We start from the raw sequence: 14,649 nt of genomic DNA, 5'->3' as shown, positions 1-14,649 counted from the left end.
TATTCTAAGCTCAAATATTGATGATGATATCTATATTATTCAGAATACTTTTTCATTTCTTCATCGTAAAACTCAGAAGCTTCTTCAATAAATTGTGCTACTTGCATAGAAAGCTCTTCTTCATCACTTCCTTCTAAATCGTCCCACAATTCAATTTCATCATCCTTTAAGTTAATAATAAATCTTGGAAATTCTGTATGAATCACAAAAATATCTTCAGGACACTCTGTATTATCTGCTAATATAAACCTTGGTAATTCCATATATTTTTTAATTTATTTATGAATGCTCTGACAAAAGTAATCTTTTTGTTAAACGTTGAAACCTTATATACAATAAAGTAGCAGAAACTGTTAATCCTACCAACAGGCCAATCCAAACTCCAAAAGTTCCCAAGTCAGTTTTTAATCCTAAATAGTAACAAATCGGAAAACCAATAATCCAATAAGACACAAAAACCAACCACATTGGCACATACATATCTTGTAAACCTCTTAACGCTCCTAGCACCACTACCTGAATTCCATCTGATATTTGGAATAAACCAGCAATAATTAACAATTTAGCCGCAATGTTTACTACGTTTTCATCATCTATATAAATCCAAGGTAAATAAGTTCTTAAACTCATAAACCCAATGGCTGCAACAATAGAAATGATAATCATTAAAACAATATTAGAAATGGCGATTCTTTTTAAGTTGTAATAATCTTTTAATCCTTTTTGATTTCCTACACGAATGGTTGCCGTAACCGCTACTCCTGTAGCCACCATAAATGTCATGGTTGATAAGTTTAATGCTATTTGATTTGCTGCTTGTTCATCAGTACCAATCATTCCAGACAACAATACCGCTGAGGCAAAAATTCCGATTTCAAAAAACATTTGCAAAGCAGTTGGATACCCCAATTTAAATATCTTAATAACTCTTTCTTTTTCTAATGAAAACCAAGAAATAGCTATTTTATAAGGCTGAAACTTTTTTCTTTTACTGATGAAATAAAGCAATACAAAAATCATTAAAACTCTTGACACCAAAGTTCCATAAGCAGCTCCTACAGCTCCTAAAGCAGGAGTTCCAAACTTTCCGTAAATTAAAATATAGTTCAATAATACATTAATACAGTTAGATCCCAAAATAGCAATCATAGCATATTTTGTTAAACTCAATCCATCAGTAAATTGTTTAATGGCTTGGAAAATCAATAAAGGAATCATAGAAAAAGCCAATACATTATAATATGGAATGGCTAAAACAACTACATCTTCAGGTTGATTCATCATCCCTAACAAAGGCTCCATGAGCAACAAAATTCCTGCTAAAACAACTCCTAAAACAGATAAAATAATCACCCCATGTTGGTAGCTTTTTTTTCCTTCCATATAATTTTTAGCCGCATCTGCTTCCGAAATTAAAGGAGTCATGGCAAAAGAAAAACCAACACCTAGTCCCATTAGAATAAAAAAGATTGAATTGGCCAAAGAAACCGCAGCCAAAGCTGGTGCCCCTAATTCTCCCACCATAATATTATCAGCAAAACCAACCAATACATGTCCTAACTGCCCTAACATTACAGGTACAGCCAAAGCTATGTTTGTTTTAAATTCTGAAGTATACTGTTTGATATTCATAAGGGTATTTTAAAATCTGCGCGAAGATACGAAGTTTTAAATCGTACTATAATGATTTACACATAAGATTTCATGAACTTTTACACTTATTAAATCTATGTTAAACTGTTGTTTGTCAGTAATTATCAAATATGTTTTCTCTACATTTATCATTATATCAATAGCAAAATAAACCTTTACTATATTAATTATGAAAACAGCATTAATTACAGGAGCAAGCAGTGGCATTGGAAAGGAATTGGCTTACATACATGCTAAAAACAAAGGGAATTTGGTTTTAGTAGCTAGAAATTTTAACACTTTGTTAGAGCTAAAAAACGACATTGAATCTATTTTTAAAGTCTCCGTATATGTGATTCAAAAAGATTTAACCTTTTTAAATGCTGCACAAGAAGTTTATACCGAAGTGATCTCTCAAAACATTACTGTTGATTATTTAATTAACAATGCAGGATTTGGGGGAGTTGGAAAATTTCATGAAAGAGATTTGTATGATGACTTAAATATGATTCAACTCAACGTTGTTTCGCTAACAGCTTTAACTCATATCTTTCTGAAAGATTTTGTAGACAGAAACGAAGGAAAAATATTAAATGTTTCTTCCACAGCAAGTTTAATGTCTGGTCCATTACAAGCTGTTTATTTTGCTACTAAGGCATATGTCACCTCTTTCTCCAACGCTATTTCTGAAGAACTAAGAAACACCAATATTACGGTTACTAATTTAATGCCTGGAGCTACCGAAACTAATTTTGGAGCTGTTTCTGGCATGGATAAAACAGCATTGTTTAAAAAAACTGCGAGTGCTAAATCTGTAGCAGAAGACGGTTACAATGCCATGATTTCTGGTGAGCTAGATCGTATTTCTGGACTGAGTTTTAGTCAAAAAATATCGATGAAATTATTACCTTTTATCTCCAAGAAAAACATTTTAAAACAAGTACGAAAACTACAAGAAACTAAATTCAACCTATTTTAGTTCCGTTAAGCATCTTCCTTTCTGGTTGTATTAAAACAATATCGTTCTCTTGACCTACTCCTGCAATCACCAAACACTCACTCATCATATTTGCAATTTGCTTTGCAGGAAAATTTACAACTGCTACCACTTGTTTTCCTATTAATTTTTCTGGCTGATACAATTTTGTGATTTGTGCTGAACTTTTTTTGATTCCTATCTCTCCAAAATCTATCATTAATTTATAAGCAGGTCTCTTTACTTCTTTAAATATTTCTGCATTGATGATGGTTCCAATTCTCATGTCAACTTTAGCGAAATCTTCCCATGTAATTGTTGATGTATTTTCCATTACTATTTTGTTTTGTATACCTTTTTTAAATTCAATAAATTAGTAGGATTAGTGGTTAATCCTTTTACATTCTCATGTTTAAAACGAATAATTTCATCATAAAATAAAGAAACTACAGGCACTTCTTCCATAATAATACTATCCATTTGTTTGTAAATTTTCACTCGTTCATTTCTATCGGTAATTCCTAATGATTTTTCATACAACTCATCAAAAACAGGATTTTTATAATGTGAATAATTTGGTCCTTGTGGAGCAAAATTCTTACTATAAAAAAGTGATAAAAAGTTTTCTGCATCCGGATAATCTGCAATCCAACCTACTCTAAAAGTTGGCAATTTCCCATTCGCTTTTAATTGTCTTAAAATAGGCGATGGCAAAATTTCTAATTCGATGTTTAACCCTATTCCTTGTAACTCTCTCTGAATAAATTCAAACAAATCTGTATAACTAGAGTTTGTAGCTATTTTAATACTAGGATGTAAATTTCCTGTCTCTTTTTTATACTGCTCTATGTAAGCTTTGGCCTTTTCTGGCTGATATAAATCTATATTTTCTTGATGATGAGCAGGCAATCCTTTTGGAATAAATCCGGTAGCAGGATTTCCAATATTGTTTCTTAAATATCGTAACATTTTGGCTCTATCAAAACCAACATTTATCGCTTTTCTAATTAATAAATTGTTATCAACTGTTTCTCCCTCCATAAAAAAGGCAATGTATTCGGTAATTAAGTAAGGTGTTTTATCTAAAGCTAATTTGTCTTTGTACTTAGGTAATAAAATTCCTGTAGGCGATAGTAATTCGTCTTTATAAGAAGTATGCAAATCATACAAGACATCGGAATTTCCTTGAATAAATTGTAAAAACTCCGTTTGTTTATCGGCATAAAAAGTCACCGCCACGGCTTCTAAATACGGTAATTTATTTCCTTTTTCATCTTTCTCAAAATACAATGGATTTTTTCTAAACACCAACTTTGTATTTTCTACCCACAGTTTAAACTGAAAAGGTCCTGTTCCCACTGGGTTTGATCTAAATTCAGTTCCGTAATATTCCACCGCTTCTTTAGGAACCACAGTACAATATTGCATAGACAACAATCCTAAAAATGGAGGAAAAGCAGTTTGTAAATTTATTCTAAAAACAGAATCGTTAACAGCTTTAAAACTTTTTACATTTTGCATCACCCATCTTCCCGAAGAAGCTACTTTAGGATCTAATATTCTATTAAAACTATATTCAAAATCATGTGCAGTAACTGTTCTGGTGCTGTCTTTTCCAAAAGCGATGTTTTTGTGAAAATAAACATCATCTCTTAATATAAATTCATAAGTTTTATTCTCATTAGAAATACTCCACGATTTGGCTATGCAAGGTTTTACATTTAAACTATCATCAAAAACAACCAAGCCATTAAATAGCTGATTGGTGGCCCAAACATTGGGTTCATTTTTAGCAAAAGCAGGATCTAAAGAAGTGATATTGTCTTTTTCATTGTACCTAAACACCTCAGAAAGGTCGTGTTTACTTACTTTATCTTGACAAGAAATCAAGCACAAAACAATACATAAAAAACTTATTATTTTTTTAATCATCGGGTTAATTTACTACAAATGAATTTATTACCTATACAAAAACACAAAAATCAACTCATAACAAATACCTCAATATCGTAGAAAAAACGTACCTTTGTGCCCCGTAAATTTACAAGAATGAGTCCGCAAAAAAAAGTAGCTTTTTACACATTGGGTTGTAAACTTAATTTTTCAGAAACTTCTACCATTGCTCGTAGCTTTCAAGACGAGGGTTTTACTCGTGTAGATTTTGAAGAACAGGCTGATATTTATGTCATCAATACATGTTCTGTAACCGACAATGCGGACAAACGTTTTAAGACCATCGTAAAAAATGCTTTAAAGAAAAACGACAATGCTTTTTTAATTGCCGTGGGATGTTATGCTCAATTAAAACCAGAAGAATTAGCCGCTGTTGATGGGGTGGATTTGGTTTTGGGAGCCACCGAAAAATTTAAAGTAACTGATTACATTAATGATTTGTCTAAAAACGATTTAGGAGAAGTACATTCTTGTGAAATTGAAGAAGCTGATTTTTATGTAGGATCTTATTCTATTGGTGATAGAACTCGTGCTTTCTTAAAAGTACAAGATGGTTGTGATTACAAATGTACTTATTGCACCATTCCTCTAGCTCGTGGAATTTCTAGAAGTGATACATTGGAAAATGTGTTAAAAAATGCCAAAGAAATTTCTGAACGCGGAATTAAAGAAATTGTATTAACGGGAGTAAATATTGGAGATTACGGAAAAGGTGAATTTGGTAACAAAAAACACGAACATACTTTTTACGAACTGGTACAAGCCTTAGATAAAGTAGATGGAATTCACAGATTGCGAATTTCTTCTATTGAACCTAACTTGTTAAAAGATGAAACTATTGAATTTGTAAGCACCTCAAACAGTTTTGTTCCTCATTTTCATATTCCATTACAGAGCGGAAGCGATACCATTTTGAAAAAAATGAAACGTCGTTATATGAGTGATTTGTATATAAACCGTGTGGCTAGAATTAAAGAAACCATGCCTAATGCTTGTATTGGTGTGGATGTCATTGTTGGATTTCCTGGAGAAACGGATGAGATTTTCTTAGAGACTTATAAGTTTTTGAGTGACTTAGACATTTCTTATTTACACGTATTTACCTATTCTGAAAGAGACAATACAGAAGCAGCAGATATGGACGGAGTGGTTCCTAAAAATGTAAGAGCAAAACGTAGTAAAATGTTACGTGGTTTATCTGTTAAAAAACGTAGAGCTTTTTATGAAAGTCAACTAGGAAGTATACACACTGTTTTGTTTGAAAGTGAAAACAAAGAAGGTTATATTCACGGATTTACAGAAAACTACGTTAAAGTAAAAACACCTTGGAACCCTAGTTTGGTAAATGAATTACATGAAATTAAATTGACAGAAATTGATGAAGACGGTTCTGTTCGTTTTGATTGGATTCATCAACCTACAGAAAAAATTGTAAATTTGAGGGAATTGATTTAATCCCCCCATTGAAAACAGAAAACATTACACACGTTTATTTTTTACCAGGAATGTCTGCTTGTTCAGCCATTTTTGAACGCATACAATTACCAAAAGAAAAATATAAAATGCATTTTTTAGAATGGATTATGCCCCATTCTAAAAAAGAATCTTTAACAGATTATACCAAACGTTTTGCAAAACAGATTACTGAAAAAAATCCTGTCTTAGTAGGTGTTTCTTTTGGTGGAGTTTTGGCTCAAGAAATTGCACAAATCATTCCAGCTAAAAAAATCATTCTTATTTCAAGCGTAAAAAGCCCTGAAGAATACAGTCCTTTTTTTAAAACTGTAAAAGCAACAAAAATTCATAAACTACTTCCCATTAGTTTTATAAATTGGTCTGAAAACCTTTTACACAAAAACGGAAGTAAAAAGGTTAGGAATACTTTAAGCGTTTATAGAAAATTTTTACCTCTTAGAAACAAACTTTACACCCAATGGGCAGTTCGTTCCTTTTTATACTGGAAAGGATGTAATAATCACGTAGACCTGTTCCATCTTCACGGAGATGCTGATAAAATTATTCCTATTCACTATATCAAAAATTGTGAAATCATTAAGAATGGAACCCATGTAATGATTCTTACCAAAAGCAGTACTATTCAACAACATATCCTTCGTTGTTTGGCTTAATTTTTGTAACTTATTTATTAAATCTATTCTTATGAAAAAACATCTTATATGGATTGTCTCCACTGGAGCAATCTTAATATCTATACCTTTTTTTACCAACGCAACTCCATCTACTAAAAAAACTGGAGAGAATTATATTATCAAAGCATTAAAAATACCAAACGGAATTCAATTTGCTGGAGAAGGAATTCCTATTCATAATATTGATGTGAAAGAGAGAGTAGATAAAGAGTTTTTAGTAAACACATATTGGCAATCTAACGGATTGCTATTGATTAAAAGAGCTCATAAATTCTTTCCTATCATTGAGCCTATTCTTAAAAAAAATAACATTCCTGATGATTTTAAATATTTAGCAGTCATTGAAAGTGGGTTACAAAACGTTACTTCTCCTGCAGGTGCCAAAGGTTTTTGGCAATTAATGCCAGCTACCGCTAGAGAATATGGTTTAGAGGTGAATAGTAATGTTGATGAACGTTATGATTTAGAAAAAGCAACCAACGCTGCTTGTCAATACATTCTTAAAGCCAAAGAAGAATTTGGAACATGGACTGCCGCTGCTGCATCATACAATATTGGAATTAATGGACTTGGAAGAAGAATGGAAGAACAAATGGTTACTTCTTATTATGATGTTTTGTTACCCGATGAAACATCTAGATACATCCCAAGAATAATTGCCGTAAAAGAAATTTTAAGCAAACCTTATGATTATGGTTTTGTTTACGAAAAAAATGACTTGTATAAATTACCAACGTACAAAACCGTAAAAGTAGATACTGCCATAACTAACATAGCTAGTTTTGCTAAAAATTTTAACACCAATTACAAAGAATTAAAAATTCTAAATCCTTGGTTAAGAGAAAATGAGTTAAATAACAGATCTAGAAAATTATACAAAATTAAAATTCCTGAAACTGTAAAATAATCTATATATTTAAATCGAAAAAGAAAAAGTTATGATTCAGATTGAAAACCTACACAAATCTTATAAAGTAGGACACGATTCTTTACACGTACTTAAAGGAATTAATCTTCATGTAAAAGAAGGAGAATTTATCTCCATAATGGGTTCATCTGGTTCAGGTAAATCAACATTTTTAAATATTATTGGTTTATTAGACTCTCATGATGAAGGAACTTATAAGTTGAATAATGAAGTCATCAAAAACCTTAACGAAAAAAAAGCAGCTTTACTAAGAAATCATTTTATAGGTTTCATCTTTCAGTCTTTTAATTTGATATCCTATAAAACAGCTATTGAAAATGTAGCTTTACCTCTTTATTACAAAGGTGGATACAACAAAAAGGAACGTGAAAAAATAGCTTTAGAATATTTAGACAAAGTAGGTTTAAAACCTTGGGCAACTCACTTACCAAACGAATTATCTGGTGGACAAAAACAACGTGTAGCTATTGCTAGAGCTTTAGTTACTCAACCAAAAATCATCTTGGCTGATGAACCTACAGGAGCTTTAGATTCTGTAACCACTCAAACTACTATGGAGTTGTTAAAAAACATTAACAAAGAGGGAATGACTGTAGTGATTATTACCCACGAAGAAGATGTTGCTGAACAAACCAATAGAATTGTTAGATTAAAAGATGGTGTTATTATGAGTGATGAAAAAATAGCCCACCACATAAATATTTAATTATGTTTGATAGAGATTTATGGGGAGAAATATTCCAAAGCATTAGTAAAAATAAATTAAGAAGTATTCTCTCTGGCTTTACCATTGCATTTGCTATTTTAATTTTTACTTTACTTTTTGGAATTTCAAACGGACTACAAAACACTTTTTCTAGTTCTTTTGTAAACAATACTCCTAACGCTATATATATCTATTCTGGTAGAACTTCTATTCCTTACAAAGGAAACAAATCTGGAAAAAGAATTAGGTTGTCTAACAAAGAAATGAACTACCTAAAAAGACACAACAAAAATAAAATTGATCACATTTCTGCTCAGGTTTTTAAAAATTTTAATGTCACCTATCAGGATAAAAAAAATAGCTATTCTATTACCGCAGCACAACCAGCAAGTCAATTTATTGAAACTTTTAAGCTTTCAAAAGGAAGGTTTATCAATATTCCAGACATAAATCAGAAAGAAAAAATAGCAGTTATCGGTAGATTGGTTAAAGAAGATTTATTTAAAACTAAAAATGCTGTTGGAAAATACATCAATCTACAAGGAATTAGCTTTAAAATAGTTGGAATTTTTAATAAAGAAGGAGATGACAATGCTGAAAGAATTATATACATTCCACTAAGTACTGCTCAGGTTTTGTATGCAAATAACGATTATGTAGATCAAATAAATTTGACCTACAACAAAAACATGAGTTACCCACAAGTAGAAGCTTTTTCTAAATCTATTGAAGATCAACTAAAAGAAATATTAGTTGTTTCCCCTAAAGACCAAGGGGCTATTAGAGTAAGAAATAATGCCGAAGCGGTGAAAGAAACAAATATGATTATGATGGTCTTAACACTGCTTATCTTTTTCATAGGATTTGGAACCTTGATCGCTGGAATTGTTGGTATTAGTAATATTATGATTTATGTAGTAAGTGAACGAAACAAAGAATTAGGAGTAAGAAAGGTATTAGGTGCATCTCCAAAATCTATTGTAGCGCTTATTTTACTAGAATCTATTACCATCACATCTATAGCTGGTTATGTGGGAATTTTAATTGGGATTGGATCTGTTAATTTAATAGGTAACAGCTTGGAACAATATTTTATTACCAATCCAACAGTAGACACTTCTATTATTATAGGTGCTATGATTACTTTAGTCATTTCAGGTTGTATTGCTGGATATGTACCTGCCAAAAGAGCTTCTAAAATAAAACCCATTGTTGCACTAAGAGACGAATAGCTATGAAATTTTTATTTGAAAAAGATACTTGGCAAGAAATTTACGAAAGTGTTCGTAAAAATAAAATGCGAACATTTATTACCGTTATTGGAGTTACTTGGGGAATTTTTTTACTTGTTGCTCTATTGGGTTGTGCAAGGGGAATGGAAAATTCTTTTAAAAGACTTTTTGGTGACTTTGCTACCAATAGCGTATTTATTTGGGGTGGATCTACTGAAAAAGCATTCCACGGATTTCAAGAAGGAAAACGTATTCTATTAAATCTAAATGACGTAGAAAACATTAAAAAAGAAGTTGATGGAATTGAGTTTGTAGTCCCTAGAAATAGTAGAAACGGAACTTTAATTAGAAATTTTCAAACAGGTGATTATACCATTAACGGAGATTTTCCTGTACTAGACAAAGTTCAAAAGAAAAATTTAATCATTGGTAGGTTCATCAATCAATCTGATATAGATAAAAAACGAAAGGTAATTGTACTTTCCGAAGATATTTATAAGCAGTTTTTTAAAGAAAAAGAAAACCCGATTGGAGAAAATATAGAACTCAACAAAATTAATTTTATTGTGGTCGGTGTTTTTAAAAATGGAAATGTAGGAATGAGTTCAGATATCCATATTCCATTTACTACATTTCAACAAATATACAACTCAGGACAAAAAATTGGAATGATGATGGTTACTGGAAAAGCAGACAGTGATATTAAACAAGTAGAGCTAGATACTAAACTTTTAATTAAAAACCTTCATGACATTCACCCCGATGATCAACGCGCTATCGGAGGATTTAATCTAGGAAAAGAATTTGAAAGAGTGAATGGTTTTTTAACAGGAATGCAATTTTTAACTTGGTTTGTGGGGATTGCTACGCTTATTGCAGGAGTTTTTGCTATTGGTAATATTTTACTTATAACCGTTAAAGAACGTACCAAAGAAATAGGAATTAGAAGAGCTATTGGAGCGACTCCCCTTATGATAAAAAGACAAATTATATTAGAGGCTGTAACATTAGCCTTAGTTGCTGGTTTTTTAGGAATTATTGGAGGAGGATTGGTATTAATTTTTATTGATAAAATATGGGGACAAGGTGCCGATGCTGTTTTGGTAAACTCTTCTGTATCTATTCCAATAATTTTAGTAGCCATTGGAATTCTAGCCTTGTTAGGAACCTTAATAGGATTAATTCCAGCAACCAAAGCCACACAAGTAAATCCAATAGAAGCATTAAATAGTTAATAAAAAAGAAAAAACATATATCAAATCATGAAAAAAGCTATCAAAATTATCATCATCATAGTTTTATTTGGAGCTTTGGCTTTTGTTCTAAAATATTTTATAGACAAGAACAGTAAATCTGCCATAGAATATAAAACAGAAACGCCATTTACGACTACCATTGTTAAAAAAACAGTAGCTACAGGAACTGTAATTCCTGAGGATGAAGTAGAAATTAAACCTCAAATATCTGGTATTATAGAGAAAATTTTTGTGGAAGAAGGAGCTCAGGTAAAAGAAGGAGATTTAATTGCTAAAATTAAAGTAGTCCCAAATGAGCAATCTTTAAATAGCGCAAAAGGTAGAGTTACAACTGCTAAACTTAAGCTAGACAATACAACAAAAGAATACGAAAGAAGTAAAAAATTGTTTGAGAAAGGTGTAATTGCTAATCAAGAATTTAACACCGCTGATTTACAATACAAACAAGCTGTTCAGGATTTAGCCAATGCAGAAAGAGATTATAAGATCATCAAACTAGGTTCTGCAACAGGATCTTCATCTGCCAATACAAACATTAAAGCCACTATTTCTGGAACCATTTTAGAAATACCTGTAAAACAAGGAGATCAAGTTATTGAAAGTAATAACTTAAACGCTGGTACCACCATTGCTTTTATTGCCAACCTTAACCATATGATTTTTGAAGGAAAAGTTGATGAAGCTGAAGTTGGTAAACTAAAAGAAAACACTCCTTTAGAAATAACTATTGGAGCTATCAATACAAAAAAATTTAATGCTGATTTAACCTTTATTGCTCCAAAAGGTGTAGACGAACAAGGAGCTGTAATGTTTAAAATTAAAGCATCTTTAAAACTAAACGATAGTATCAATATTAGAGCTGGCTACAGTGCAAATGCTGCCTTAATTTTAGACAAAAGTGAAAACATATTAGCCGTTAAAGAATCCCTAGTTCAATACGATAAAGAAACAGAAAAACCTTATGTTGAAATAGAACAAACACCTCAACAATTTGTTCGAAAAGATATTTCTTTAGGACTATCTGATGGAATTAATGTAGAGGTTACCAAAGGAATTTCTAAAGAAGATAAAATTAAAGTTTGGAATCAAGTATCTGGAGATCCTTCTAATTATTCTAAAAATTAAATAGCATTATGAAAACAAGAATATTACTCATTGTGCTTATTAGTCATAGCGTATTTAGTATAGCACAAAATAAAAAGTGGACTTTAAAAGAATGTGTAGATTATGCACTAAAAAATAATATTTCTGTTCAAAAATCTGAATTAGAAATTGAAAGTTCTAAAATTGACATTTCAAATGCCAAAGGGAATTTTTTACCTAATTTAAGTGCTAACGCTAGTCATTCTTGGAGAACAGGTTTAAATCCAAACATTGATAATGTTAATGTTATTTCGACAAATCAAAGTACAAGTATAGGAGTAAATTCTAACGTAACGCTTTATGATGGAATGAGGAATATCAAACAACTTCATAGATCTAACTTAAATTTATTATCTAAACAATATCAGTTAGATGATATGAAGGACAATATTTCTTTAAATGTATGTAATGCATTTTTACAAATTGTTTTTAACAAAGAGTCCTTAAAAGCTTTACAAGAACAATATAATTTAAGTAAAAAAGAAGTAGCTAGAACTAAAGAATTAGTAAATGCAGGAAGCAAACCTAAAGGAGATTTATTAGAAATTGAAGCCACTTTAGCCGATCAAGAAAAAGCCATTATAGATATGGAAAACAATATCCTAATTTCTAAATTATCATTATTTAATTTATTGGTTTTAGAAGATTTTGATCAATTTGAAATTTCTGATGATACTTATGAATTGATTCCTAATAACATTACTTCTAATAGTCCACAAGATATATTTAAAAAATCTTTGACCGTAAGAAATGATATCAAATTATCTGAACTTGCTATTGAAATTGCAGAAAATGATATAAAAATATCAAAGGGAGCATACTTACCCACTTTAAATGGTTCTTTTGGATTTAACACAACATATATTAATCCTAATAACTTTAACTGGACTAATCTTTTAACTCAATTTAGAGACAACAGAGGTTTTTCATATGGTTTAGGTTTAAGTATTCCTATCTTTAACAGGTTCCAAACAAGAAACGCTGTTAAAAAATCAAAGCTGCAATTAGAACAAGCAAAACTAGACTTAGAACAATCTAAATTTAATTTAAGAGATAAAGTTTACCAAGCATTTAACGATACCAAAGGAGCTTTAAAAACTTATGAAGCTAGTCAAAAAGCTCTAGAGGCTAGAACACTTGCTTATGAATATGCCAAGCAAAAATTTGAAGTAGGAGCTTTAGATTCTTTTACTTTTAACCAAAGTAAAACTAGATATGTAAATGCAGAAACAGATCTTATAAAAGCCAAATATGATTATATTTTTAAACTAAAAGTTTTAGAATTTTATTTTGGTGTTCCCATCAACTTATAAAAACAAAAAGAGCCAAGAATATTACTTGGCTCTTTTCTTTTATACTGTTTGTATTATTATTTATCACAAGTGGCCATTTTAGCTAATGGAATTTTAGCTTGCTTGGTTTTATTACTTTTTAACAACAACAAAGTAAATCCTAATCCAATCAAAGCTAAGAAAACACCTAATAAAGATGGATATTTATATCCAAAACCTAAAGTTAAAATAAGCCCTCCCAAAAAAGCTCCAATAGAATTCCCTATATTAAAAGCCGCTTGGGTTACTCCTGCACCGACCATTTCAGCTTTACCTGCAGTTTTAATCATTAATATTTGAATGGGAGCTCCCAATGCTAAAAAGCAAGCACCTCCTGTAAAACATAATATAAGTGCTACCAATGAATATTGAGCAAATAAAAAGACCAACAACAAGTTTACACCAATAGCTCCAAACAAAACCATACAAGCTTTTGCAGGTACTATCTTATCAGCTAATCTTCCTCCGAAAAAATTCCCTACTACCATTCCTAAACCAACCAACATCATAATTCCCATTAAATATTTTTCTGGAATTCCCGCTACTTTTGTCATTAAAGGAGCAATATAACTCAACCAAGCAAATCCTCCACCTGTTCCAATAGCTGTCATTAATGTAATAATCCAAGCTTCTTTGGTTTTAAAAAAAGACAACTCTCCTCTTATATCTGTTTGTTTTCTAATCGGTAAGTTAGGCAACCAAAAGAATAATGACAACAAAGTCATTAACCCAATAAGTGCAACAATTCCAAGTGTAAATCTCCAAGAAAAAGCCTGGCCTAAAAGTGTTCCTATAGGTACCATTAATAAATTTGCAAAAGTCAATCCAGCAAACATCATAGAAATGTTTTTAGCCTCCTGACCTTCTTTAGCCAATCTACTCGCAACAATTGATCCTACTCCAAAAAATGCCCCATGAGGCAATCCTGATAAAAATCTAAAAATGTACATAAAAGTAGCGTTTGGGCTTAAAGCACTTAAAAAGTTAAAAACAGTAAAAACAATCATAAGCCCTAATAATATTTTCTTAGCAGAAAAACGTCCTGATAAAAAAACAATTAATGGAGCTCCTATTACCACTCCTAAAGCATATAACGAAATAAAACCACCTGCTTGTGAAATGGTAATATTAAAATAGTTTGAAATGTTTGGTAACAACCCCATCATTACAAACTCCGTTGTTCCAATAGATAAACCTCCTAAAGCTAGAGGAAGTAACTCTTTTTTCATATATCAATTATGATTTAATTCTTATTTTAAAACTGCAAATGTACATTGATTTTTTGTCTATTTATCATGATTATCAAGTACATAAATAGATTTAAATAATTATTTAAAAATCG

The 14,649-nt window shown here is 31.0% G+C and carries 14 protein-coding genes; 9 read left to right on the top strand and 5 right to left on the bottom strand.

Annotation, left to right across the window (positions count from 1 at the left end; genetic code table 11):
* Positions 1–35: 35 nt before the first annotated feature.
* Positions 36–263, bottom strand: a complete 228-nt coding sequence (locus BUB70_RS11250; RefSeq protein ID WP_073121599.1) for a hypothetical protein — start codon at positions 261–263, stop codon at positions 36–38.
* A gap of 16 nt (positions 264–279) precedes the next feature.
* On the bottom strand, positions 280–1,632 hold the full coding sequence (locus BUB70_RS11245) for an MATE family efflux transporter (protein ID WP_073121596.1): 1,353 nt from the start codon (positions 1,630–1,632) through the stop codon (positions 280–282).
* 190 nt (positions 1,633–1,822) lie between these two features.
* Between BUB70_RS11245 and BUB70_RS11240 the strand changes: the two genes are divergently transcribed.
* Positions 1,823–2,611 (top strand): SDR family NAD(P)-dependent oxidoreductase, encoded by a 789-nt coding sequence (locus BUB70_RS11240; protein ID WP_229742987.1) that lies wholly within the window; start codon positions 1,823–1,825, stop codon positions 2,609–2,611.
* On the opposite strand, the gene BUB70_RS11235 is transcribed toward BUB70_RS11240, so the two are convergent.
* Together BUB70_RS11235 and BUB70_RS11230 are read right to left on the bottom strand one after the other, a co-directional pair.
* A complete protein-coding gene (locus BUB70_RS11235; protein ID WP_073121590.1) occupies positions 2,598–2,942 on the bottom strand; it encodes a tRNA-binding protein in 345 nt (114 codons plus the stop codon). The two genes, BUB70_RS11240 and BUB70_RS11235, sit on opposite strands and share 14 nt — an antisense overlap.
* A 2-nt stretch (positions 2,943–2,944) precedes the next feature.
* Positions 2,945–4,540 carry an ABC transporter substrate-binding protein gene (locus tag BUB70_RS11230; RefSeq protein ID WP_073121587.1) on the bottom strand — a complete coding sequence of 532 codons (1,596 nt, stop codon included), beginning with the start codon at positions 4,538–4,540 and terminating at the stop codon, positions 2,945–2,947.
* Between the two features lie 117 nt (positions 4,541–4,657).
* Here BUB70_RS11230 and mtaB point away from each other — a divergent pair, with 117 nt between their 5' ends.
* The 8 genes from mtaB to BUB70_RS11190 are packed head-to-tail and all read left to right on the top strand — an operon-like array spanning position 4,658 to position 13,289.
* On the top strand, positions 4,658–6,016 hold the full coding sequence (mtaB, locus tag BUB70_RS11225; RefSeq protein WP_073121585.1) for a tRNA (N(6)-L-threonylcarbamoyladenosine(37)-C(2))-methylthiotransferase MtaB: 1,359 nt from the start codon (positions 4,658–4,660) through the stop codon (positions 6,014–6,016).
* Between the two features lie 8 nt (positions 6,017–6,024).
* Positions 6,025–6,690 carry a YqiA/YcfP family alpha/beta fold hydrolase gene (locus BUB70_RS11220; protein WP_143155293.1) on the top strand — a complete coding sequence of 222 codons (666 nt, stop codon included), beginning with the start codon at positions 6,025–6,027 and terminating at the stop codon, positions 6,688–6,690.
* A gap of 31 nt (positions 6,691–6,721) precedes the next feature.
* Complete coding sequence (locus BUB70_RS11215; RefSeq protein ID WP_073121582.1) at positions 6,722–7,618, top strand: lytic transglycosylase domain-containing protein; 897 nt, start codon at positions 6,722–6,724, stop codon at positions 7,616–7,618.
* Positions 7,619–7,649: 31 nt separating this feature from the next.
* Positions 7,650–8,345, top strand: coding sequence for an ABC transporter ATP-binding protein (locus tag BUB70_RS11210; protein ID WP_073121580.1), 696 nt, complete (start codon positions 7,650–7,652; stop codon positions 8,343–8,345).
* Between the two features lie 2 nt (positions 8,346–8,347).
* Positions 8,348–9,577, top strand: a complete 1,230-nt coding sequence (locus BUB70_RS11205; protein ID WP_073121578.1) for an ABC transporter permease — start codon at positions 8,348–8,350, stop codon at positions 9,575–9,577.
* A 2-nt stretch (positions 9,578–9,579) separates the two neighbouring features.
* Positions 9,580–10,812 carry an ABC transporter permease gene (locus BUB70_RS11200; protein ID WP_073121576.1) on the top strand — a complete coding sequence of 411 codons (1,233 nt, stop codon included), beginning with the start codon at positions 9,580–9,582 and terminating at the stop codon, positions 10,810–10,812.
* Positions 10,813–10,839: 27 nt separating this feature from the next.
* A complete protein-coding gene (locus BUB70_RS11195; protein ID WP_073121574.1) occupies positions 10,840–11,958 on the top strand; it encodes an efflux RND transporter periplasmic adaptor subunit in 1,119 nt (372 codons plus the stop codon).
* An 8-nt stretch (positions 11,959–11,966) separates the two neighbouring features.
* Complete coding sequence (locus tag BUB70_RS11190; RefSeq protein ID WP_073121572.1) at positions 11,967–13,289, top strand: TolC family protein; 1,323 nt, start codon at positions 11,967–11,969, stop codon at positions 13,287–13,289.
* Between the two features lie 56 nt (positions 13,290–13,345).
* On the opposite strand, the gene BUB70_RS11185 is transcribed toward BUB70_RS11190, so the two are convergent.
* Complete coding sequence (locus BUB70_RS11185) at positions 13,346–14,536, bottom strand: MFS transporter (protein ID WP_073121570.1); 1,191 nt, start codon at positions 14,534–14,536, stop codon at positions 13,346–13,348.
* Between the last annotated feature and the right edge of the window lie 113 nt (positions 14,537–14,649).

This window comes from Wenyingzhuangia marina (genome assembly GCF_900130035.1).
Classification (GTDB): Bacteria; Bacteroidota; Bacteroidia; order Flavobacteriales; family Flavobacteriaceae; genus Wenyingzhuangia; species Wenyingzhuangia marina.
Note: the sequence above shows the minus strand (reverse complement) of the source record. Positions and strands in the feature narration are given on the sequence as shown.